Origin of the sequence: Halosegnis marinus (assembly GCF_029338355.1) — an archaeon.
Classification (GTDB): domain Archaea; phylum Halobacteriota; class Halobacteria; order Halobacteriales; family Haloarculaceae; genus Halosegnis; species Halosegnis marinus.
In genome coordinates this window covers 2,168,590-2,188,685 of sequence record NZ_CP119802.1, presented here as the reverse complement: position 1 = coordinate 2,188,685, position 20,096 = coordinate 2,168,590, and the positions used below count along the sequence as shown (strand labels likewise).

Below are 20,096 nucleotides of genomic sequence, written 5' to 3'. Positions count from 1 at the left end.
CGCGCGACCGACCGCGGCGCTCCGGCACGCTTTTGCCGCCGACACGCCCACGAACGGACATGAAGGAGGACCTGATGGACATCATCTGCTGTCCGCTCGACAAGTCCGAGCTCGAACTGGAGGTCATCCGCCGGGACGACGAGGAGATACTTGAGGGACGGCTCGTCTGCACGGAGTGCGGCGAGGAGTACCCCGTCGAGGAGGGCATCCCGAACCTGCTCCCGCCGGACATGCGGGAGGCCTGAGCGAACGCTTTTTGTCACGAGCGGGAGAGGTGACTGGCGTGACCGACACGCTCGTCGCCGAAATAAACCGCACCGGGCTCCACTCGCTGGAGGTGCCCGAGGCGTTCGAGACGGACGACACGTTCGTCGTCGAACTCCGCAACCGCGGCGAGTCCACCCACGTCCACCTCCACCTCGACGACGCGCTCTCCTCCGTCGCGCGGCTGGACGCGACGAACCACTACGTCCGCAGCGGCGACGCGCGCCGGGTCCGCGTCGAGGTGGGCGGCGACGGAATCGACCGGACGGGCAGCCTGAAGATCGTCACCGCCCACGGCGCACAGACCCGGTACGTCACCGTCGGCATCGACACGACGGTCAGCGAGGTGCGCGTCGACCCGGACCTCGGGACGCCGCGCGACCCCGAGCCGGGGGGACCGCTCGCGGACGCCGACCCGCTGACCGTCTCGGCGCTCGGGCTCGGCCTCGTCGCGGTACTGCTGGCCGCCGGGGCCGTCCTCGCCGCCGACGGCGTGAACGTCGCGCTCGGCGTCCTCGCCGTGCTCGCGGGGCTCGTCGCCGGCGGCCTCGCGACGCTCCGATAGGTTACTCCTCGTCAGTCGGCGTCCCCGAGAGGTTCCCCGCCCCGTCGAACCGCTTCGCGCGGAGGAAGCGCGTCCGGTAGCGGTTCGCCGGGTCCTTCACGTCCGCCTCGCGGATGTCGCGCGTCCGGCCGTCCGCCACCGCGTCGATGACGGCCTCGACCTGTTCCTTCTCGGAGGGCGTCAGCGTGAACTCGTAGGTGCGCTCCGTCTCCGCCTCCAGCCGCGTCCACTTGCGGGCCGCGGAGACGACGAGCGAACACGGCTCGCGGCAGGGGAAGACGCCGTCGCCGCCGTCCACGTCGAGGTCGGTCTTCTCGTCGTACTGCCACTCCCGGCGCTTGAGACACTGCGAGTCGTCACAACACGCCTCCGCGACCCAGTTCACGTGCTCGTGGCCCTCGCCGCGGTCCCACGTCTTCACGACGCCGTAGATACCGCTCTGGCGCTCCATCGTCTCGCGCCAGTGGTCGACGTCGAGTTCGCCCTCGTTTTCGAGGTGCCAGTTCGCGATGGTCGCCGGATAGACGTACTCGACCGTCTCGGCGGCGGCGCGGCCGTCGAGGTCCGGGAACACCCAGCCGTGCGGGAGCGACGGCGCGGCCTTCAGCGGCCGGTAGCGGCCGTCGTCGTCCGTCTTGACGAGCGACCGCGCGTCGAGCGGGTCGTCGTAGCGGTCGAGGTCCCCGGTCGGGACGCCGGCGTCGTCCTCGTGGCGGAGGTCGTACCGGCGCTCGCCGTCCTCGTCGAGCAAGACGGCGACGCGGACCTCGCCCCACGTCCGGGCCGCGCCCTCGCGCAGGCGGTCGTACCGCTCCGGCACGGACAGTTCGTCGGCGCGCTCGGCCCACCGGAGGAAGGCGGCGTCCGCGGCGGCGCGGTCGCGGGTCCAGACGGCGAAGTTCGTGACGTAGTCGGGGTACTCGCGTGCCAGTCGGTCGAGGTCGGCCTCAGTGAGCCCGTCCTCGTCGACCCCCTCGGCCGGGATGGAGAACCGAAAGCCGTCGTCCCCGTGGTCGACGGCGAGCCCGTCCCGCTCGGCGCCCCCCTCGCGGGCCGCGGTCGCCAGCCGCTCGACCTGTGTCGCGTGCATACCCGCGGTAGTCGCGGGACGCTCAAGAATCCTCCCGAAGCGGCGGGACCGCGTGGCCGCCGGCCGTCAGTCCGCGCCCGCCCTGCGCGTCGCCTCGCGTACCCGTTCGACGGCGTCGCCCACGTCCGCGCCGGCGTCGCGGGCGCGTTCGAGCACCACGTCCGCCATCAGTTCCTCCGTGCCGACCGCACCGGCGTACCAGATGCGGGTCCCGTCCACCTCGGTCGGGGTGTCCCACCCGGTCCGGTGGTCGTCGGTCAGGCCCATGTCCTCGGGGATGTCCTCCTGCGTGTGGTAGCCGTCCGCGATGAAGAGGGGAACGACGACCACGTCGTCGCTCTCGAAGAACTCGGTCACGTCGTCCACCTCGGGGTCCTCGTCCATGTAGAGGTCGCGGACCTCGTCGAAGCGGTCCAGGTCGCGGATGCGCTCGGTGTGGTAGCGGATGGCCTTCGCGGAGTTCTCGTTGCGCTCGGTGCCGTGGCCGACGACGGCGAGGCCGAACCCCGGCCCCACGTCGGGGTCGCCGGTCACGGACTCCGCCCGGCGGACGATGACGTCGGTCATCGCGTCGTGGGTGCCGGCCGGCCCGCAGTAGTGGACGGTCTTGCCAGCCACGTCCGTGGCCGAGAGCGTCGTGGAATCGGCGGAGGTGCCGTCGGAGTCCCACTGTTCGACGTCGAAGCCGTCGAGCCGGAGTTCGCGGGGGATGACCTGTTCGGTGAAGTACCCCTCCGAGACGAACAGCGGGACGACGAACACCTCGTCGGACTCGAGCGTGCGGAGCACCTCCCGGAAGTGGGGCTCCTCCTTCCAGAACGCCGTCCGCACCTCGTCGAAGACGCCGGCCTCGCGGACGGTGTCGGCGTGGGTGTACGTCGGCGTCGAGGAGTCGGGGTTGAGGTGCGACCCGTGGGCGACGATGACGAGCGCCTGCATACCCGAACGAGGGCCGCGCGGCGCTTAGTGGCTTCGGACGGGGAGGCGACACGCTTTTCGTGCCTCTGCGGGACGCCTCTCGTATGACCATCGCGAGCGAGACGCGCGAGGCGGTCCGCCGCCGTCCCTTCCTCCACGCGGCCCTCTCCGCGGGCGTCGTGAACTACAACGCCGCGGCCCGACATCTGGGCGTCGGGGACGAGGAGACGGTCGCGACCGCGCTGCGCCGCTACGCCGACGAACTGCCGACCCCGGAGTCGCCCGACCGCGAGGCCCGCGTCGATATGCGGAGCGGGCTCGGCCCCGTGGACGTGGCGGACGCGCTCCTGTCGGTCGGGGACGCCGCGTTCGGTCCCGACGGGGGCGACTTCACGGCCGTCCTCGCCACCGGCGACGTGGTCGTCGCGGACCTCTCTCGCGTCCTCGCGCGCCTCGACGTCGAGGGGGTCGAGACGGAGGCCGCGGGGGCGAGCGAGGGGCATCTGGTCTGTCTCGTCGGGCGCGACGACGGCGTGGACGCGCTACGCTACGTCGAGGACGCGCTGTCGGCGTAGGCCCTCGTCGGCCCCTGACCCCGAACGGTCTCGGGGCCGGGACCGACGCGTTGAAACCGTCGCCCGGAATACTCGCGCGCATGACGCTGCGCGTGCTGAACACGCTCACGGGCGAGCAGGAACCGTTCGAGCCGGCCGACCCCGACGACGTTCTCCTCTACTACTGCGGGCTCACGGTCTCGGACTTCGCCCACCTCGGGCACGCGCGGACATGGGTCCACGTGGACACGGTCCACCGCTGGCTCGAACACCTCGGCTACGGCGTGCGCCACGTCGAGAACATCACCGACGTGAACGAGAAGATCGTCGCCCGGGTCGGCGAGGACGACCTCGGCGACTCCGAGCGCGAGGTGGCCGCGGGCTTCATCGGCCAACTGCTCGCGGACATGCGCGCGCTCAACCTCAAGCGCGCGGAGGTGTACCCCCGCGTCACCGAACACGTGCCCGAGATCATCGACCTCGTGGGGACACTGGTCGAGAAGGGGTACGCCTACGAGGCGAACGGGTCGGTGTACTTCGACGTGACGACGTTCGACGGCTACGGGAAGCTCTCGAACCAGAAACTCGACGAGGTGGAGGCGCAGGGCCCCGAGGACGAACGCTCGGAGAAGCGCCACGCCGCCGACTTCGCGCTGTGGAAAGCCGACGGCGTGGGCGCCGACGCCGTGGCCGACCACCGCCACGACGACCGCGAGTACGCCGTCGACACGCCCGAGGGGGAGACGTGGGACTCGCCGTGGGGCGAGGGCCGACCGGGGTGGCACATCGAGTGCTCCGCGATGAGCATGACCCACCTCGACACCACCATCGACATCCACATGGGCGGGCGCGACCTCGTCTTCCCGCACCACGAGAACGAGATCGCCCAGAGCGAGGCCGCGACGGGCGAGGCGTTCGCGCGCTACTGGCTCCACGCCGACCTGTTCCGGATGGACGACGAGAAGATGTCCTCCTCGCTGGGGAACTTCGTCCCCGTCAAGGACGCCGTGCCCGAGTACGGGACGAACGCGCTGCGCGTCTTCTTCCTCTCGGCGTCGTACAACTCCACGCAGACGTACTCGGAGAGCGCCATCCACGAGGCCGAGGAGCGGACCGAGCGGCTGGAGAACGCCTACCGGCGCGCGGTCGAGGCGGCCGACTCCGCCGCGGCCCGGACGAAGGCGACGGACGAGGACCTCCGGGCCGCGGTCGAGGACACCCGCGAGTCGTTCACCGCGGCGATGAACGACGACTTCAACACGCGGGAGGCGCTCGCCGCCCTCCTCGACCTCGCCTCCGCCGTGAACAGCCACCTGGACGCGACGGCCGAACACGACTACCCCGGCCTGCGGTCGGCCATCGAAGCGTTCGACGACCTCGCGGGCGCCGTGCTGGGGCTCGACTTCGCGGGCGACGCCGAGGGCGACGCGACGCTCGCCGGCGAACTCGTGGACCTCGTGCTCGACCTGCGCGAGCGCGAGCGCGAGGCCGGCAACTACGAGCGGGCGGACGAACTGCGCGACGACCTCGAGGCGCTCGGCGTCGAGGTGCAGGACACCGACGACGGGCCGACCTACCGGCTGTAGGGGGAGCCACCGTTTTTATGACCTCGACGGGAGTACGCGACGACAACCGATGGAAAACCGACGTGCCGCGGCCGCGCTCGCGCTGGCCGCCCTGTTGTTGACGAGCGGGTGTATCGGCTTCCTCACCGGAAGCGAGTCGCTCACCTTCGAGGCCGAGTCCGTCGCGGTATCGGACGCGGCGCTGGAGGAGACGGGCTACAGCGAACAGCGGGTCACGACCGACCAGCGGAACCGGACGTTCTCCGTCGCCGGGCAGGAGCGGGAGGTGTCCGTGACGAACCACCTCGCCGAGTACTCGCGGGCCGCCGACACGCTGTTCGGCGACCAGCAGGTCGCGCGCTTCACGGCCTTCTCCACGCCGCAGGTCCGTATCGCCGGTCAGGGGCCGTTCAACCCCGTCTCGGACCTCTCGAACCGCGAGCTCGCGCTCCGCCTGCAGGAGCAGTACAGCAGCATCGACAACATCCGGTTCGAGTCCAACCGGACGCTGACGACGCTCGGCCAGGAGGTGCGCGTCTCGAAGTTCCGCGCCGACGCCACTCTCTCCGGCGGGCAGGAGGTCGAGGTCTTTCTCCACATCACGCAGATAGAACACGAGGGCGACTACGTCATCGCGGTAGGCGTCCACCCGACGCGGGTGGACGAGCAGGCGAACATCGACGCCCTCATCGAGGGGCTCGACCACCCGGCCTGACGGCGGGCAACGCTTTTCCTCCCGCCCGGGGATTCGGCTGACATGCAGCCGCTCGCGCTCCTCGGCGGGGTCTGTACGCTCCTCGCGCTCGTCGGCTACGCCGCCGGCGTCGCGGCACCGTATCCGGGACGGGAGCTGACGCTCGTGGGGCTGATGGCCGGCGCGTCGCTGTTCTTCCTCGGGAGGGGGTCGGCGTGAGCCGCGCGGTGGTGTACTCGGCCGAGCGGGGCGTCGAACCGTTCGGCGACCTCGTCGCCGCGCGCGACGCGGCCGGCACGACGTGGGTTCGGGCACACGACGCGGACCTCGCGGCGCTGGAATCGGTCGCCGAGGTGTTCGGCATCCACGCCCTCGCCGTCGAGGACGTGGCGAACAACGTCCGGCCGAAGACGGAGGAGTACGCCGACTACACCTTCGTCCTCGTGAAGGCGGCCGAACTCACGAAGGGCGACCGCCCGTTCGACGAGGAAGTGCGCGAGGACCCCGTCGGCGTCTTCATCGGGGACGACTGGGTCGTCACCCTCTCCACCGCGGCGATACCCGCGGTCGAGCGCGTGTGGAACGCCGTCGAGCGCGGCGACGAACGCCTCCTCCAGCGGGGGCCGGACTTCACCGCCTACCGCGTGCTCGACGTGGTGGTGGACGGCTACTTCGACCTGCTCGACCGGGTGGAGGACGCTATCGAGGCAATCGAGGAGGAGGTGCTCGTCTCCACGGACATCGAGACGCTCGAACGCATCAACGGCGTCCGCCGCGACCTGCTCTCGTTCCGCAAGGTCGCGTGGCCCGCCCGGGAGGCCGTCGGCGTCCTCGCGCGCGGCGACCCCGACCAGGTCGCCGAGGCCACGGAGAAGTACTACCGCGACGTGTACGACCACCTCGTCCAGGTGGTGGACCTCACGGAGACGTACCGCGACCTCGTCGCCGGCGCGCGCGACATCTACCTCAACACCCTGTCGCAGTCCACGAACGAGGTGATGAAGACGCTCACCGTCGTCGCGACCATCTTCCTGCCGCTCACCTTCATCGCCGGCATCTACGGCATGAACTTCTCGGGGTCGCCGTACAACATGCCCGAACTCGCGTGGACGTACGGCTACCCGGCGGCGATGGTCGGGATGACCCTCGTCGCCGGCGTGATGCTCGGCTACTTCTACCGGATGGACTACCTATAGCCCGAGCGCGAGCGGGCCGACGAGCACGCCCATCAGGTGGACGCGCCGGGCGCCGAAGCGCGGCGGCACGAGGCCGAGCAGCGTCGCGGCCCCGAGCGTCGCGACGCCGACGGGCCCCGCGAACAGGTACGCGACACAGACGAGCAGACAGAGCGTCCCGACCGACAGGCGCGCGTAGTCCATCGCGCCCACGACCCGGAGGTAGCGGTCCCCGACCGCCGGCACGAGCAGGAAGCCCACACAGGCGGCGATGCCCACGGCCGGCAGCCACAGTCCCAGCGAGACGGGGGCACCGGTCGCTTCGACCGCGACGAGCACGCCGGTCCGCGGTGACCCGAGCGCCACGAGGGCGAAGAGCGCGAATATCGTGTTGGCGGTGTTGACGCCCGAGACGCAGACGAGGAAGCCGCGCGCGCCGAGCCGACCCGGAACGGCGAGCAGGGCGACGGTGGCCGCGACCGCGGACGACACGCCCGGGATGTAGCCGACGGCCGCGCCCGCGAGCGTGCCCACACCGGCGACCGCGCCCGTGACCGACCGCGGGAGCGCGACCGTCGCGTCGTCCTGCCGGGGGACGCCGTTCCCGCCGTACGCCTCCACGAGCACGGGCGCGCCGAACAGGCCGGCGAACAGCGGCGCGAGCATCCCGCCCGCCGCGAGCGGCGCGACGGGGTCGAGGTCGAGCGTGACGGCCCCGAGCGCCGCGCTCGCACAGAAACAGCCCGCGCCGGCGAGCGCCGCCGGGAGCGACGACTCCGTACAGACGAGCAGCGCGGCCGTCGCCAGCAGGACGACCGGGAGGTGCGCCTCGACGTGCGGATACAGCGCCGTCATCGCCCGCGTCACGGGTATCGCGAGCGGGACGGCGAGCGCGACCGCGAGCCCCGAGCCGAGCGCCGAGAGTCGAAGCGCCTCGCGACCGCGGCCCTGAATCACTAGGCGATGGCCGGGCAGCGCGCCGGCGGCCATCGCCGGGTCGGGGACGCCCAGCGCCAGCGTCGGCACCACGTCGAGGAAGGTGTGGACCACGCCGGCGGCGAGCATCGCGGCTGCGACGAGCCGCGGCGGGCCGGGGAGCGCAGGGGCGACCCCCGCGAGCAGCAGCGCCATGTTGTTGGCGTGCAGGCCGGGCACCAGCCCCGAGACGGTCCCGAGCGCGACGCCCGCGGCGACGAAGCCGAGGGCGGCGAGCGCCGGTTCCGCCGCGAGGGTGACGCCGAACACGCGGGGCGTGGCCGCGGCTTCCTACTTGAATCCCGGCGCGGCCGCTCGCGGGCGCGATAAATGTGAGAAGTCGCGGTCCTCGACGGACCGGACGGTCGCCGATTCAGCCGAAGAGCTCGCCGAGCCCCTCGCCGCCGGCGTCGTCGTCCTCGTCGTCGTCCTCCTCCTCGGCCTCGGCCTCCTCGGCCTCCTCCTCGGAGTCGTCGCCCCCCTCGTCGGCGTCGCCGCCGGCGCTGCCGCCGGAGGACGCGCCGCCCGCGGGCACGGCGGCCGCCTGCTCGACGGCCTCCTCGATGTCGACGTCCTCCAGCGCGGCGACGAGCGCCTTGACGCGGGACTCCTCGACGTCGACGCCGGCGGCTTCGAGCACGCCGGTCAGGTTGTCTTCGTTGATCTCTTCGTCAGCTTCGTGCAGGATGAGTGCTGCGTAAACGTATTCCATGGATAATCACCCGAACATCGCGCCGAGCGCGTCGCCGTCGTCGCCGTCGTCGTCGTCGTCCTCGTCGGACTCGGAGTCGGCGTCCTCGGCCTCCGTCTCGGCATCCTCGGTCTGGTCGTCGCCCTGTTCCTCTTCCTCGGCCTCGTCGGTCGCCGGCTCGGCGACCTCGACGTCGCGCAGTTCCTCGGGGAGCGCCTCCTCGTCGTCGATGAGCGCGGCGAGCGCGCGCATCTGCGAGTCGGCCCTCGACACGAGGTCGTCCGCGAGGTCCGGGGACTCGACGGCCGCGTGGATACCGAGGCTCTTGGCCTCGCCCGAGGCCTTGCCGAGCAGCGTGCCCGCCGTCCGCGCCGTCGGGTAGACGGCGTTGACGGAGAGGTTGCGCGCGCCGGCGGCGGCGGCCTCGATGTCCGCGCGGTACTCGTCGATGTCGATCGCCAGCTCCTCGGGGTCGAACAGGACGCCGTCGGAGTAGACGCCGCGGAGGTCGAGCCCGACCTCCTTCGGCTCGATGCCGAGCTCGCCCAGGACGTTCGCCAGCTCCGCGCTGACCTCCTCCCCGGCCGAGAGGACCGTCGAGTCCTCCGTGACCTGGATGGAGCCGTCCATGATGCGGGCGGCGGCGCCGACCTGCTGGAGCTCGCCCACGAACGGACCGGGGTCGACCCCGGTGTCACCCTCGGGGATGACGATGTCGTTGGGCGCGACCTCGCCCGCGTTGATGGGCGCGGGGGTCTTCGAGGCCTCCAGCGTCTTGAACAGGCCGAACGGGTTGTCGTTCGTCCCGATGATGCCGACCTGTCCGGCGACGTGTTCCGTGAGCTGTTCGAGGCCGTCGTCGACCTCCTCCAGCGCACGCACGAGCAGCGTGTTGCGCGAGACGCGCAGTTCCGCCGTCCCGTACAGCTCCCGGCGCATGTCCTGGAGCTGACGGGAGGGGATACCCGCGATGTTGACGATGCCGACCGACTCGTAGGACTCCAGCATCCCGACGATGTCGTCGACCTCCTCGCGCTTCCACTCGGGAATCGACTGGGTCTTGCGCTCGGATTCGGCGCTCATCAGTTAGGCACCTCCTGTGCCGGCCCCATCGTCGTCTTGACGTATATCGAGTCGATGTTCTGCGGGCCCTTCTCCAGGTCCGCTTCGAGTCGACGGACGATGACGTCGATGTTGTCGGCGATGTCCTCGGCGGACATGTCCTCGGCACCCACGCGGGTGTGGAACGTCCGCCGGTCCCGGCTCCGAACCTGCACGGTGTTCTTCATGCGGTTCACCGTCTCGACGACGTCGTCGTCGGGCTGGAGCGGGGTCGGCATCTTCCCGCGGGGACCGAGCACGGTCCCGAGGTAGCGGCCGATGTCTTGCATCATGTTCGCCTCGGCGATGAAGAAGTCCGTCTCATCGGCGAGGTCCTTTGCGGCGTCGGTGTCGTCCCCGAGCTCCTCGAGGGCGTCACCGTCGAGCACGTCGTCCGCGACGTCCTCGGCCCGAAGGGCGGTCTCGCCCTCCGCGAACACGACGATTCGAGTCTCCTGCCCCGTCCCCCGCGGTAGGACGATAGACTCGTCCACACGGTTGTTGGGGTCGTTTAGGTCCAGGTCGCGCAGGTTGATAGCGAGGTCCACCGTTTCGCGGAACTGCCGCTCGGGGGCCTCGTCTAGTGCGCGAGAGACTGCGTCTTGTATCGAATCTGCCATCTTTCACCTCCGTAGTCGTAGCCGTTCGGCTACTACGGTGTGAAACAGGCGAAGCCTGTCTCGCTCGAAGCAACGCCGATGCGACAGTTAAGTCCGTCGAAGGGCGCCGACGGCCGGCTCACCCGTCCGAGCCGTCCGCCCGCGCGAACCGCTCCGAGAGCTCGACGCGGTCGGCGACGCGGACCAGCGCCGTGCCGGTGAGCAGGAGACAGCCCCACAGCCCCGGCTGGAGGTAGAAGTACACGTCCGGCCACGCCTCGACGAGCGGCGCGGCCACCTCGGGCAGCAGCCGCGTGACGCCGTACGTCCCGTACGAGTGGAGGCTCGCGAGGACCAGCCCGAGCAGCGGAACGACCGGCCGCCCGTCGCGGGCGAACTCGCCGTGGAGCAGTATCGCCGCCGCCGGCAGCAGCGAGACGAGGTAGTAGGTGTAGCCGAGCGGCGTCAGGAGGGGAAACGCCGCGACGCCGAGCGCGAACACCTCCCGGTCGGCGTCGCGCGCGAGCAGCGCGTAGCCGGCCACGACGGCCGACCCGGCGACCCGGAGCCACACCGCTTCCCCGCCGAGCGCGCCGAGCGGCTTGAAGTACGGCGCCTGCCACAGCGCCGGCGACCGGGCTACCCCGCCCTGTCCGACGCCCCACGCCAACACATCGAGGTAGCGCAGGTGGATCGGGAGCCCGAACAGCAAGAGCGACAGCGCCACGAGGCCGACCCCCGCGCCGACCGCCGCGAGGAACCGCTCGCGGTTCGCGAGGAGGTGGGCGCCGACGGGCGCGTACGCGAACTTGAAGACGCCGACGACGCCGGTCGCCGCGCCGCTGGCGAGCCGCGCCCCCCGGTCCGCGTGGCCGCGCTCCATCGCCACGAAGGCGAGACAGAGCAGGCCGGCCATGAACGCGCCCGTCTGTCCCATCTTGACGTTCAACAGGACGGGCTGGAAGCCGACGAGCAGCCACAGGCCGAACAGCCGTTCGGGCCACGACAGCCGGCGCGTCAGGGTCTGCACGACGGCGACGAGACAGCCCCACAGGAACAGCAGCGACGAGACGGCCCACACGAGCGCGCCGTTGGGGAGCTGTGCGAACGGGCGGAACAACACGAGGAACACCGGCGGGTAGAGATACGTCCCGAAGAAGCCGCCGTCGGCGTTGCGCTCGTATATCTGCTCGTTCGCCAGCCACCGCTCGACCGCGCCGCCGTAGGCCCCGAAGTCCCAGAAGACGAACGGCGGCGCGAGATCGATCGAGCGCAGCCACCAATCGATAGCCGGGTACACGAGGAGGAAACAGGCGAAGGCGGCCGCGAGCCCGGCGAACGCCGGCCGGTCGTTCCACAGGGCGCGGAGCCGCGCGAGGGAGGGCATCGACGCGGAGGTATCGGGCGGCGGCTAAGTGTCTTTTGTCGCGGGGCTACCGGAGCGGAGAACCGCGGGCGGAAAAGGGACGGTCGGCGTACGCCGTCGTCGCGTCGGCTTACGCCGCCGCTTCCTCGGCGAACACGTCGTCGTACTCGCCGTCGTCGATGCGCTGCTTGAACGTGCGCGCGTCCTCGCCCTCGATGGTGACGCCGAGCGAGACGCAGGTGCCGGCGACCTCCTTGGCCGCGCCCTTCGCGTCGTACGCGAGCAGGTCCGGGAGCTTCTGTTCGGCGACCTTCTTCAGCTGCTCGACGGACATGTCGGCGACGAAGTCCTCCTGCGGGACGCCGGAGCCGGTGTCGAAGCCGAGTTCGTCCTTGACGAGCGCCGCCGTCGGCGGGACGCCGACCTCGATCTCGAAGGAACCGTCGTCGTCGTACGTGACGGTGACGGGGACCTCGGTGCCGTCGAACGCGGCGGTCTGGTCGTTGATGTCCTGGACGACTGCCTGCACGTCCACCGGCGTCGGCCCGAGTTCGGGACCCAGCGGCGGCCCGGGGTTGGCCTGCCCGCCGGGGACGAGCACTTCGATAGTTCCAGCCATACTACGGGAAACCGGGTCCGGGCGTTTAAGGATTGTTTTTCGGCGGCGGGCGCGCCCCTACCGCCCGGCAGGGGGCGCGAGCGCGACTCACGCGACGGTGATACCGTAGCGCGTGAGGAAGTCGTTGACTCCCTTTATCTCGACGGGGCTGCCGACGATGCGGGCGTTGGGCCCGTCGTCGACGACCGTCACGGTGAAGTGTTCCTCGACCTCGTCGCGGAGCCCCTCGAACGTCTCCCACGGCAGGACGATCTGCGTACTGTCCCGGAGACTCGCGGCGTCGGGCATCACTTGTTGTTTGTCCGCAATACCGTATTAAAGTGGCGAAGCGCCTCGCTCAGAGGTTGACGGCGACGAGGCCGATGAGGGCGACACCGATGAGCAGGTAGCCGACGTCGGCCAGCCCCGTGTCGAACGCGAACAGCGCGAGCAGGGTGTGTGCGACGGCGACGAACAGCAGCGCGACCAGGAGCAGGTTCGCGACGAGTCGGCGCTTCTCCATACCCCGCGTAGGCGGCCGGGAGGCATAACTGCGGGCCTCGCGGAAGCGGCCTGGACCGCTAACGGACAGGCTTTTGGCCGACAGCGCCGGAGTCGGGGTGAATGGGGCTCGAGGAGGAGATCGACGAGATCGAGGAGGAGATCGCCAACACGCCCTACAACAAGTCCACGGAGGCGCACATCGGTCGGCTGAAAGCGAAGCTCTCCCAGAAGAAGGACAAACTGGAGCGCCAGCAGTCGGGCTCCGGCGGCGGTGGCGGCTACGCCGTCGAGAAGACGGGCGACGCCACCGTCGCGCTCGTCGGCTTCCCCTCCGTCGGCAAGTCCACGCTCCTCAACGCCCTCACCAACGCCGAGAGCGAGGTCGGCTCCTACGAGTTCACGACCCTCGACGTGAACCCGGGGATGCTGAAGTACCGCGGCGCGAACATCCAGCTGATGGACGTGCCGGGCCTCATCGAGGGCGCGGCCGGCGGCCGCGGCGGCGGCCGGGAGGTGCTCTCCGTCGTCCGGACCGCCGACCTCGTCCTCTTCGTGCTCTCCGTCTTCGAGATAGACCAGTACGAGCGGCTCCGAAAGGAGCTGTACGAGAACAAGGTCCGGCTCGACAGCGAGCCGCCGAGCATCTCCGTCACGAAGCGCCACAAGGGCGGGCTGAAGGTGACCACGGCCGACGGCGTCGACCTCGACGAGGACACCATCAAGGAGGTGTGTCGCGAGTACGGCTACGTCAACGCCGACATCACCCTCCGGGAGAACCTGACCATCGACCGGCTGGTGGACGCGCTGATGGACAACCGCGTCTATCTCCCCTCCGCGGTCGCCGTCAACAAGGCCGACCTCATCGAGCCGGACTACCTCGACACGGTCCACGAGGACCTCCGCTCGCACGGCATCGACCCCGACGACGCCGTCTTCATCTCCGCGGAGGAGGAGCGCGGCCTCGACGGGCTGAAGGAGGAGATATTCGAGAAGCTCGGGCTCATCCGCATCTACATGAACAAGCCGGGCCGCGGCGTCGACCGCGAGGAGCCGCTCATCCTCACCGAGTCGGAGAACACGGTCGACGACGCGCTCCACAGGCTGGGCGGGAGCTTCGAGGAGCGGTTCCGGTTCGCGCGCGTCACCGGCGAGAGCGCCAAACACGACGAACAGCAGGTCGGGCGCGACCACGAACTCGCCGACGAGGACGTCCTCCGCATCGTCGCCCGCAAGTAGATGGCCGGTGCGCTCGCGTCCCCCCGGCGGCGGCTGACGGCCGTCGCGCTCCTCCTCGCCTGCCCGTGGACCGTCCTCGTCATCACGGGGCCGAACGGCACCGCGGTCAACGGCGTGTTCCCGTTGTTCGTCCTGGACGCCAACCTCGCGCTCTCGCCGCCGGTGCGGGTCATCCCGGTGTGGCGCTTCTTCCTCGCGGGCGGCGGCATCCCGCGCAACCCCGAACTCTGGCCCACGAGCGTGCTCACGTATCTCGTGGCGCTCGCGAGCGCCGCCTCGGGCCACGTCCTCGGCCGCGAGGACCCGCGCTTCACCGGGGGTGCGCTCGCGCTCGCGGGCCTCACGGGCCTCGGGGTGACGTGGGCCTTCTCGCACCGCCTCGTGTACACCTCCCTCCCGGCGGGGGCGCTCGCGGCGCTCGCGCTCGCGTGGTGGTACTACGGCCCGGCGTTCCGCGGAACGCTCGGCCGCGACGGGTAGGTTTTCAAGCGCCCCGGTCGTTGACTTCGGCGATGTACGCGCCGCTCGACCACGTCATGATGCGGGTCTCCGACCTCGATGAGTCGCTCGACTGGTACACGACCCACCTGAACTACGAGGAGAAGGGCCGCTGGGAGGCCGACACGTTCACCAACGTCTACCTCGGCCCCGAGGACGCCCACGAGGCCGGGGCCGTCCTCGAACTCACGTCCAATCACGACTCCGAGCCGGAGGAGGTGGGCGACGCGTGGGGCCACATCGCCGTGCGCGTCCCCGAGGGCGAACTACAGGAGCGCTACGACGAACTGATGGACGGCGGCGTCGAGGACTACCGCGACCCCGAGTCCTGCGGCAACCGCTACGCGTTCGTGAAGGACCCCGACGGCCACGAGATCGAGATCGTCAAGCGCGACTACGGGCCGCTGTACTCGCTCGACCACACGATGATCCGCGTCGAGGACGCCGACGAGGCGCTCGGCTTCTGGACCCGGAAGTTCGAGTACGAACACGTCGGCCGCTGGGAGTCGGACACCTTCGCGAACTACTTCATGACGCCCGCCGACGCGCCGCAGGAGTCGATGGCGCTCGAACTCACCTACAACTACGACGGCCGCGAGTACACGATGGGCGACGCGTGGGGCCACCTCGCCGTGCAGGTCGAGGACCTCGACGAGGCGTGGGACCAGTTGATGACCCGCGAGGCCGACGACCACCGCGACCCGGCCGCCTGCGACGACCTCTACGCGTTCACCTTCGACAACGAGGGCCACGAGATAGAACTGCTGGAGAGCCACGTCACGAACGACTGACCGGGCGGCACGCCCCGGTCGCGCGACCCGCGAACGACCGGGAAGGATTTACCCCCGAAGCACGCAGGAACGAACGACATGGCTACGTCCCTCCTGACGACGGTCCTCGCGTGGGTCGTCGTCGTCGCCTTCGCCGGCGGCGTCCTCCTCCCGCGCTACGACGCCCGGGCCGGCCGCCTCGTCACGGCCGGCGCGTGGGTCGTCTTCGGCGTCTTCTGGGGGACGCTGGTCCCGCACTTCTGGTTCGCGAAGGCCTCCTTCATCGAGGCGGGCCTCTCGGTCGTCGCCGTCCCCGCGTGTGCGTACACCGGCTACCTCCTCTACCGCGGGCGCGACTCGCTGTTCGTCCTCTCGCGAGCCGTCGCCGTCATGGGCGTCATCTACCTCCCCGCGACGACGCTCGACCCGCTGTTCGAGCCGCTCATCGAACTCGTCGCCGTCCAGGCACAGTGGGGCATCGAGCTGCTGGGCTACGACCCGGTAATCGTCGGCAACGGCGAGGGCGTCGACAGCGTCATCCTGTTCAACCCCGGGACGGACGCGGCGCGCTCGACGGAGATACTGCTCGCCTGCACGGGACTGGGGAGCATCGCCATCCTCGCGGGACTGATTCTCGCCGTGGACGCTTCCCGCGAGCGGAAGGCGAAGGCGCTGCTCGTCTCCGTGCCGACCATCTGGGTGCTCAACATCGTCCGCAACGTCTTCATCGCGGCGGCGTTCGGCGCGCAGTGGTTCCAGGTGTTCGTCCCGCAGGTCATCGGGGTGTTCGGCGCGACCGGCTCCAGCCCCGAGCTCGCCTCCTACTACATCGCGGACAAGGTACTCGCCCAGTCGGCGTCCGTGGTCGCGCTCGTGGCCATCCTCCTCGCCGTGCTCCGCTACGTCCCCGAGCTGAAGGCCGTCGTGGCCGATGTCCTCTACCTCGTCACCGGAACCGAGTACGACCTCGGCGGCGGCGACCCGCCGCAGGGCGGCGCGCTCGCCGACGGCGGGAAGAACGAGGAGTAAGCCGTCAGACCGGCTCCGTGATGTCGTCGGGTGCGCCCGCGAGCGCCCGGAGCGCGTCGGACTCGATGTGGTGGAGGTCGCCCGGCACCACCAGCAGGTGGAGCGGGTCGCCGAAGTCGCGCTCGGCGAGCGCGCTCAGGCGGTCCGCCTCGACGCGCGGGTCGGGGGAGCCGGCCCGACACACCGCGACGGCGAGGACGTCCCCGTACCCCTCGGCGAGCAGGTCGGCCGCGACATCGGCGGTCATGTACTCGCCGCGCTCCTGTTTGATGTCGAGGTAGACGAGCGTGTGGAGGCCGCGCTCGCGGTTGTCGTCGAGGACGTCGCACACCGACCCCGGGACCGTGTCGGCCCCGTGGGCGTACGGGAACGGGAGCGTCGTCGCCTTCCCGAAGCGGTAGTTCTGGAGGCCGGTGAGCGAGGCCGCGGCGGCCTCCGCGGTCGTCCCGTGTATCACCCGTGTCTCGACCCCGCGGTCGTGCGCGCGGAGCCGCAGGTCGACGTGCGTGGTCGATATCATCGTGTCCCCGGCGGTGAGGAAGACGGCGTCGCCGGCCGCCGCGGCGTCGAGTACCGGTTCCGGTTCCTGTTCGACCCCGACGCGGTCGCGAACCTCGATATCGACGCCGTGGTGGTCGGCGAGCGACTCGACGTCGGTTCCCATCAGCCGCGAGGTGTAGAACTCCGCGAAGACGCGGTCGGCAGCGCGGAGCGCATCGCGGCCCTCGACGGTTATCGAGTCCTCGTCCCACAGGCCGAGGCCGACGAACGTGAGCATGGCCGACCCTCGCTCCCGCCGCGAATAAACGCGGTGAAACGTCAGCCTTACCGCCGCCGGTCGCGGAGAGCCGGCGATGACCGTCCCGTGCGTCCGCGTCCGCCCGCAGGCGGGCGAGGCGACCCGACAGGCGCTCGCCGAGCGGGACCTGCTGGCCGAGGCGTACGACATCACCGTCGCGGACGGCTGGCTCTACCTCCCCGTGGCCGACGCCGACGCCGTGCCGGCGGAGTACGAGGTGGTCCCGTTCGACGCCGAGCGCCGCCAGACACACACACTCCCGGCCGATATCCTGGGTTTCGAGCCGTCGCTCGAACGGCTGGGGCGCATCGTCGTGCTCGACGAGGACGACGACGCCCGCGCCCGGGAGATAGCCGACGCCGTGATGGCCTCCGACCTCCCCTGCGACACCGTCGTCAACCGCGCGTCGAAGGTGAAGGGCGAGTACCGCGTGCGCGAGTGGGACGTGCTCGCCGGGAACGGCACCGAAACCGTCCACACGGAGTACGGCACGGAGTTCCTGCTCGACATCGCGGAGGTGTACTTCTCGCCGCGCCTGGCGACGGAGCGCCACCGCGTGGTCGAGCAGGTGGAGGCGGACGAGCACGCGTTCGACATGTTCGCCGGCGTCGGCCCCTTCGCCGTCCCGATGGCGAAGCGGGGCACCGACGTAGTGGCCTGCGACCTCAACCCCGTCGCCGTCGAGTACCTCCGCGGGAACGCCGAGCGCAACGGCGTCGCCGAGCGGGTCACCGCCCGCGAGGGCGACGTGCGCGAGATAGCGACCGACTACGAGGGGTGGGCCGACCGTGTCGTGGCGAACCTCCCCCACTCCGCGAGCGCGTTCGCCGACACCGCCGTCGCGCTCGCGGGCGACGACTGCGTCGTCCACCTCTACGACATCCAGCACGAGGACGACCCGTTCGCAGCCGGGAAGCGCGCCCTGCGCGAGGCCGCGGGCGAGGAGTACGAGGTCCGCACGGAGACGGAGCGGGTCGTCCGCTCCTACGCGCCCCACGAGGTGAACGTCTGTCTGGACGCGCGGCTGGTCCGGCGGTGACGCCGCGCGAACCCGCACACGCCGGGCCGGTTCGCAACCCTTATACTGTTCATCGTACCAGAATACGGTAGCGCCGGAGTAGCTCAGCTGGCAGAGCGATTCCTTCGTAAGGAATAGGCCGAGGGTTCAAATCCCTCCTCCGGCTCTTCTGCCGAACACGCCGGATTCGGAGCCGAGCGGCCGCTCACACCGGGAGCACGGGAACCGTCGAGGTCTCCCTGACCCGCGCGGTCGTACTCCCCATGTGCGGTCGTCCCTCCCGGCCGACGCCGTGGACCCCCATCACGATGAGGTCCACGTCGTTGCGCTCCGCGTACTCGCGGATGCGCTCGTGGGGGACGCCGCGACAGGAGTGGCGCACCGCGGGGAGCCCCGCCCGCTCCGCCTCCGCGGCCACCCGTTCTATCGTCTCGTCGGCGACGCGGCCGAGCTTCTCCAGGACGAGTTCCTCGCTGCTCAGCGCGGGCGTCTCGGCGCGCGAGCGCTCGTCGATGACGTGCATCACGTGGATGGTGGCGTCGGACTGTCGGCCGATGTCGAGCGCGCGCTCGACGGCCCGCATCGCGCCGCGGCTCCCGTCCGTCGGGACGAGGATGGCGCGGTAGCGGCCCGCCCGGACGGAGTCAGCCATACATCCCCCCGTTCACGTTGACGATTTCTCCGGTGACGTAGCTCGCCCCGTCGCTCGCGAGGAAGCGCGCCACCGGCCCGATCTCGGTCGCGTCGGCGAAGCGGTCGAGCGGGATGCGCGCGCGGGTTCGCTCGCGGGCGGCGTCGGGCATCCCCTCGACCATGTCGGTCTCGGTGAAGCCGGGCGCGATGCAGTTGGCGGTCGCGCCGTGGCGCGCGAGTTCGCGGGCGAGCGACTTCGTGAAGCCGAACAGCCCGCTCTTCGAGGCGGCGTAGTTCGCCTGCCCGAAGTTCCCCTGCTGGGCGACGATGCTGGAAACGTTGATGACCCGGCCGGCCGGCGACTCGACGATGTCGTCGTAGAACGCCTTCGTGCAGTTGAACGCGCCGCCGAGGTTCACGTCGACGACGCGGTCCCAGTCCTCGCGGGTGAGGTTCTCGAAGCGGCCGTCCGCGGTGACGCCGGCGTTGTTCACGAGCACGTCTATCGGTCCGAACGCCCCGTGGACGCGCTCGGCCATCGACGCGACGGCCTCGGCGTCGGCCACGTCCGCGCGGACGGCCTCCGCGTCGCCGCCCGCACCCCGGATGTCCTCGACGACGGTGCCGGCGGCCGTCTCCGAGGAGACGTAGTTCACCGCGACCGTCGCCCCGTAACGGGCGAGTTCGGTCGCGATGGAGCGGCCGATTCCCCGCGACCCGCCCGTGACGACGCAGGTCTTGCCCGCGAGCAGCGGTTCGGGCTCGCCGTCGGCGCGCGACCACTCCCCGCCGACGGGGGCGGAGGCGGTCGCCGACCGGTCGCCGTCGCTCATCGGTCACCCCGGCCGTCGGCGACCGGCATCGCGGTCGGTTCCTCGGCGGGCAGGTAGCGGTCCAGCCCCTCCTCGACGGTCGCCGCACCGTCGGCCTCACAGCGGGGGTAGGCGTCGAGCAGCTCCTCGCCGTCCCACACCGTGAGACACAGCGTCGGCGTGACGAGCAGTTCGTCGGTCTCCCGGAGGACCGTCGACCGGCGCTCGCGCACGTCGAAGGGGGGCCGGACGGAGACGCCGTTCGCCTCGGCCCAGGCCTCGATGGTCTCGAACGTCGCGACGACGCCGTCGCGGTCGTCGCCCCGGAGGCTGACCCGGGCCGGCCACGTCCTGACCTCGACGGCGCCGATGGCGCCCTCCGCGGCGAGCGCATCGAGCGTGCGGACGACGCCGTGCGCCCGGTCCAGGTCACGGCCGACCGCGGACCCCCGGGTGTAGAGGACGGCGGTCGGGCCGTCGCGGTCGTCGTCGCTCTCGGTCCGGCTCTCGGGTCGTGGGCCCGCGCCACGGCCCCGTGCGGTTCCGGTCGCTCCCGGTCGCGCCGTGGGCGCGGGGTACTCGGCTCTCTCGCTCATCTGTCGTCCGCAGGGAGGCGTCGGCCCGGTATTGTTATCCGCTCCC

26 protein-coding genes and 1 tRNA gene are annotated in these 20,096 nt (G+C 70.8%); 13 read left to right on the top strand and 14 right to left on the bottom strand.

The window, feature by feature from the left end; all coding sequences use genetic code 11:
* Positions 1–59: 59 nt before the first annotated feature.
* Positions 60–245 carry a methytransferase partner Trm112 gene (locus P2T37_RS12200; RefSeq protein ID WP_276234226.1) on the top strand — a complete coding sequence of 62 codons (186 nt, stop codon included), beginning with the start codon at positions 60–62 and terminating at the stop codon, positions 243–245.
* Positions 246–283: 38 nt separating this feature from the next.
* Positions 284–829, top strand: coding sequence for a DUF7524 family protein (locus P2T37_RS12195; protein ID WP_276234225.1), 546 nt, complete (start codon positions 284–286; stop codon positions 827–829).
* A 1-nt stretch (position 830) separates the two neighbouring features.
* Here P2T37_RS12195 and P2T37_RS12190 read toward each other — a convergent pair whose 3' ends face one another.
* Together P2T37_RS12190 and P2T37_RS12185 are read right to left on the bottom strand one after the other, a co-directional pair.
* A complete protein-coding gene (locus P2T37_RS12190; protein WP_276234224.1) occupies positions 831–1,919 on the bottom strand; it encodes a DR2241 family protein in 1,089 nt (362 codons plus the stop codon).
* 66 nt (positions 1,920–1,985) lie between these two features.
* Positions 1,986–2,858 (bottom strand): CbiX/SirB N-terminal domain-containing protein, encoded by an 873-nt coding sequence (locus tag P2T37_RS12185; RefSeq protein ID WP_276234223.1) that lies wholly within the window; start codon positions 2,856–2,858, stop codon positions 1,986–1,988.
* An 83-nt stretch (positions 2,859–2,941) separates the two neighbouring features.
* Here P2T37_RS12185 and P2T37_RS12180 point away from each other — a divergent pair, with 83 nt between their 5' ends.
* From P2T37_RS12180 to corA, 5 genes are all read left to right on the top strand, one after another.
* Entirely contained in the window at positions 2,942–3,412 is a 471-nt protein-coding gene (locus tag P2T37_RS12180) for a DUF7523 family protein (RefSeq protein WP_276234222.1), read from the top strand.
* Positions 3,413–3,492: 80 nt separating this feature from the next.
* Positions 3,493–4,977, top strand: a complete 1,485-nt coding sequence (cysS, locus tag P2T37_RS12175; protein WP_276234221.1) for a cysteine--tRNA ligase — start codon at positions 3,493–3,495, stop codon at positions 4,975–4,977.
* 49 nt (positions 4,978–5,026) lie between these two features.
* Positions 5,027–5,671 (top strand): DUF6517 family protein, encoded by a 645-nt coding sequence (locus P2T37_RS12170; RefSeq protein WP_276234220.1) that lies wholly within the window; start codon positions 5,027–5,029, stop codon positions 5,669–5,671.
* Between the two features lie 42 nt (positions 5,672–5,713).
* The gene (locus tag P2T37_RS12165; RefSeq protein ID WP_276234219.1) at positions 5,714–5,869 is read left to right on the top strand and encodes a hypothetical protein; all 156 of its coding nucleotides are present in this window, start codon (positions 5,714–5,716) and stop codon (positions 5,867–5,869) included.
* A complete protein-coding gene (gene corA / locus P2T37_RS12160) occupies positions 5,866–6,846 on the top strand; it encodes a magnesium/cobalt transporter CorA (protein ID WP_276234218.1) in 981 nt (326 codons plus the stop codon). The genes P2T37_RS12165 and corA overlap by 4 nt, the downstream gene beginning before the upstream one ends.
* Here the strand turns inward: corA and P2T37_RS12155 are convergent.
* The 8 genes from P2T37_RS12155 to P2T37_RS12120 form a co-directional block, all read right to left on the bottom strand.
* Positions 6,841–8,070, bottom strand: coding sequence for a tripartite tricarboxylate transporter permease (locus P2T37_RS12155; RefSeq protein ID WP_276234217.1), 1,230 nt, complete (start codon positions 8,068–8,070; stop codon positions 6,841–6,843). The genes corA and P2T37_RS12155 overlap by 6 nt on opposite strands.
* Before the next feature lie 103 nt (positions 8,071–8,173).
* Entirely contained in the window at positions 8,174–8,512 is a 339-nt protein-coding gene (gene rpl12p / locus P2T37_RS12150; RefSeq protein WP_276234216.1) for a 50S ribosomal protein P1, read from the bottom strand.
* 6 nt (positions 8,513–8,518) lie between these two features.
* Complete coding sequence (locus P2T37_RS12145) at positions 8,519–9,574, bottom strand: 50S ribosomal protein L10 (RefSeq protein WP_276234215.1); 1,056 nt, start codon at positions 9,572–9,574, stop codon at positions 8,519–8,521.
* Positions 9,574–10,212, bottom strand: coding sequence for a 50S ribosomal protein L1 (locus tag P2T37_RS12140; protein ID WP_276234214.1), 639 nt, complete (start codon positions 10,210–10,212; stop codon positions 9,574–9,576). The genes P2T37_RS12145 and P2T37_RS12140 overlap by 1 nt, the downstream gene beginning before the upstream one ends.
* 118 nt (positions 10,213–10,330) lie before the next feature.
* The gene (locus P2T37_RS12135; RefSeq protein WP_276234213.1) at positions 10,331–11,578 is read right to left on the bottom strand and encodes a glycosyltransferase family 87 protein; all 1,248 of its coding nucleotides are present in this window, start codon (positions 11,576–11,578) and stop codon (positions 10,331–10,333) included.
* Positions 11,579–11,687: 109 nt separating this feature from the next.
* Positions 11,688–12,176 carry a 50S ribosomal protein L11 gene (locus P2T37_RS12130; RefSeq protein WP_276234212.1) on the bottom strand — a complete coding sequence of 163 codons (489 nt, stop codon included), beginning with the start codon at positions 12,174–12,176 and terminating at the stop codon, positions 11,688–11,690.
* Positions 12,177–12,263: 87 nt separating this feature from the next.
* On the bottom strand, positions 12,264–12,464 hold the full coding sequence (locus P2T37_RS12125; protein ID WP_276234211.1) for a VNG_1110C family protein: 201 nt from the start codon (positions 12,462–12,464) through the stop codon (positions 12,264–12,266).
* Positions 12,465–12,513: 49 nt separating this feature from the next.
* Entirely contained in the window at positions 12,514–12,678 is a 165-nt protein-coding gene (locus tag P2T37_RS12120; RefSeq protein ID WP_276234210.1) for a hypothetical protein, read from the bottom strand.
* A 101-nt stretch (positions 12,679–12,779) separates the two neighbouring features.
* Between P2T37_RS12120 and P2T37_RS12115 the strand changes: the two genes are divergently transcribed.
* The 4 genes from P2T37_RS12115 to artA all read left to right on the top strand — a co-directional run bounded on the left by P2T37_RS12115 (position 12,780) and on the right by artA (position 16,192).
* Positions 12,780–13,895 carry an OBG GTPase family GTP-binding protein gene (locus P2T37_RS12115; protein WP_276234208.1) on the top strand — a complete coding sequence of 372 codons (1,116 nt, stop codon included), beginning with the start codon at positions 12,780–12,782 and terminating at the stop codon, positions 13,893–13,895.
* Positions 13,896–14,375, top strand: coding sequence for a TIGR04206 family protein (locus tag P2T37_RS12110; protein ID WP_276234207.1), 480 nt, complete (start codon positions 13,896–13,898; stop codon positions 14,373–14,375). It begins immediately after the preceding gene.
* A gap of 32 nt (positions 14,376–14,407) precedes the next feature.
* On the top strand, positions 14,408–15,184 hold the full coding sequence (locus P2T37_RS12105; protein ID WP_276234205.1) for a VOC family protein: 777 nt from the start codon (positions 14,408–14,410) through the stop codon (positions 15,182–15,184).
* 78 nt (positions 15,185–15,262) lie between these two features.
* Complete coding sequence (gene artA / locus P2T37_RS12100) at positions 15,263–16,192, top strand: archaeosortase A (protein ID WP_276234203.1); 930 nt, start codon at positions 15,263–15,265, stop codon at positions 16,190–16,192.
* Between the two features lie 4 nt (positions 16,193–16,196).
* Here artA and dph5 read toward each other — a convergent pair whose 3' ends face one another.
* Positions 16,197–16,970, bottom strand: a complete 774-nt coding sequence (dph5, locus tag P2T37_RS12095; protein WP_276234202.1) for a diphthine synthase — start codon at positions 16,968–16,970, stop codon at positions 16,197–16,199.
* A gap of 76 nt (positions 16,971–17,046) precedes the next feature.
* On the opposite strand from dph5, the gene P2T37_RS12090 reads away from it, so the two are divergent.
* Together P2T37_RS12090 and P2T37_RS12085 are read left to right on the top strand one after the other, a co-directional pair.
* The gene (locus P2T37_RS12090) at positions 17,047–18,030 is read left to right on the top strand and encodes a class I SAM-dependent methyltransferase (RefSeq protein ID WP_276234201.1); all 984 of its coding nucleotides are present in this window, start codon (positions 17,047–17,049) and stop codon (positions 18,028–18,030) included.
* A 72-nt stretch (positions 18,031–18,102) separates the two neighbouring features.
* Positions 18,103–18,175, top strand: a tRNA-Thr gene (locus P2T37_RS12085).
* 39 nt (positions 18,176–18,214) lie between these two features.
* Here the strand turns inward: P2T37_RS12085 and P2T37_RS12080 are convergent.
* From P2T37_RS12080 to P2T37_RS12070, 3 genes are all read right to left on the bottom strand, one after another.
* Positions 18,215–18,661 carry a universal stress protein gene (locus P2T37_RS12080; RefSeq protein ID WP_276234200.1) on the bottom strand — a complete coding sequence of 149 codons (447 nt, stop codon included), beginning with the start codon at positions 18,659–18,661 and terminating at the stop codon, positions 18,215–18,217.
* Positions 18,654–19,394 carry a 3-oxoacyl-ACP reductase FabG gene (gene fabG, locus P2T37_RS12075; RefSeq protein ID WP_276236173.1) on the bottom strand — a complete coding sequence of 247 codons (741 nt, stop codon included), beginning with the start codon at positions 19,392–19,394 and terminating at the stop codon, positions 18,654–18,656. The genes P2T37_RS12080 and fabG overlap by 8 nt, the downstream gene beginning before the upstream one ends.
* A 77-nt stretch (positions 19,395–19,471) precedes the next feature.
* On the bottom strand, positions 19,472–20,050 hold the full coding sequence (locus P2T37_RS12070; RefSeq protein ID WP_276234199.1) for an HTH domain-containing protein: 579 nt from the start codon (positions 20,048–20,050) through the stop codon (positions 19,472–19,474).
* Between the last annotated feature and the right edge of the window lie 46 nt (positions 20,051–20,096).

Coding starts and splice junctions, on each gene's coding strand:
- P2T37_RS12200 (WP_276234226.1), top strand. CDS start 60: ATGAAGGAGGACCTGATGGACATCATCTGCTGTCCGCTCGACAAGTCC.
- P2T37_RS12190 (WP_276234224.1), bottom strand. CDS start 1,919: ATGCACGCGACACAGGTCGAGCGGCTGGCGACCGCGGCCCGCGAGGGG.
- P2T37_RS12185 (WP_276234223.1), bottom strand. CDS start 2,858: ATGCAGGCGCTCGTCATCGTCGCCCACGGGTCGCACCTCAACCCCGAC.
- P2T37_RS12180 (WP_276234222.1), top strand. CDS start 2,942: ATGACCATCGCGAGCGAGACGCGCGAGGCGGTCCGCCGCCGTCCCTTC.
- cysS (WP_276234221.1), top strand. CDS start 3,493: ATGACGCTGCGCGTGCTGAACACGCTCACGGGCGAGCAGGAACCGTTC.
- P2T37_RS12170 (WP_276234220.1), top strand. CDS start 5,027: ATGGAAAACCGACGTGCCGCGGCCGCGCTCGCGCTGGCCGCCCTGTTG.
- P2T37_RS12165 (WP_276234219.1), top strand. CDS start 5,714: ATGCAGCCGCTCGCGCTCCTCGGCGGGGTCTGTACGCTCCTCGCGCTC.
- rpl12p (WP_276234216.1), bottom strand. CDS start 8,512: ATGGAATACGTTTACGCAGCACTCATCCTGCACGAAGCTGACGAAGAG.
- P2T37_RS12145 (WP_276234215.1), bottom strand. CDS start 9,574: ATGAGCGCCGAATCCGAGCGCAAGACCCAGTCGATTCCCGAGTGGAAG.
- P2T37_RS12140 (WP_276234214.1), bottom strand. CDS start 10,212: ATGGCAGATTCGATACAAGACGCAGTCTCTCGCGCACTAGACGAGGCC.
- P2T37_RS12135 (WP_276234213.1), bottom strand. CDS start 11,578: ATGCCCTCCCTCGCGCGGCTCCGCGCCCTGTGGAACGACCGGCCGGCG.
- P2T37_RS12130 (WP_276234212.1), bottom strand. CDS start 12,176: ATGGCTGGAACTATCGAAGTGCTCGTCCCCGGCGGGCAGGCCAACCCC.
- P2T37_RS12125 (WP_276234211.1), bottom strand. CDS start 12,464: ATGCCCGACGCCGCGAGTCTCCGGGACAGTACGCAGATCGTCCTGCCG.
- P2T37_RS12120 (WP_276234210.1), bottom strand. CDS start 12,678: ATGGAGAAGCGCCGACTCGTCGCGAACCTGCTCCTGGTCGCGCTGCTG.
- P2T37_RS12115 (WP_276234208.1), top strand. CDS start 12,780: ATGGGGCTCGAGGAGGAGATCGACGAGATCGAGGAGGAGATCGCCAAC.
- P2T37_RS12110 (WP_276234207.1), top strand. CDS start 13,896: ATGGCCGGTGCGCTCGCGTCCCCCCGGCGGCGGCTGACGGCCGTCGCG.
- P2T37_RS12105 (WP_276234205.1), top strand. CDS start 14,408: ATGTACGCGCCGCTCGACCACGTCATGATGCGGGTCTCCGACCTCGAT.
- artA (WP_276234203.1), top strand. CDS start 15,263: ATGGCTACGTCCCTCCTGACGACGGTCCTCGCGTGGGTCGTCGTCGTC.
- dph5 (WP_276234202.1), bottom strand. CDS start 16,970: ATGCTCACGTTCGTCGGCCTCGGCCTGTGGGACGAGGACTCGATAACC.
- P2T37_RS12090 (WP_276234201.1), top strand. CDS start 17,047: ATGACCGTCCCGTGCGTCCGCGTCCGCCCGCAGGCGGGCGAGGCGACC.
- P2T37_RS12080 (WP_276234200.1), bottom strand. CDS start 18,661: ATGGCTGACTCCGTCCGGGCGGGCCGCTACCGCGCCATCCTCGTCCCG.
- P2T37_RS12070 (WP_276234199.1), bottom strand. CDS start 20,050: ATGAGCGAGAGAGCCGAGTACCCCGCGCCCACGGCGCGACCGGGAGCG.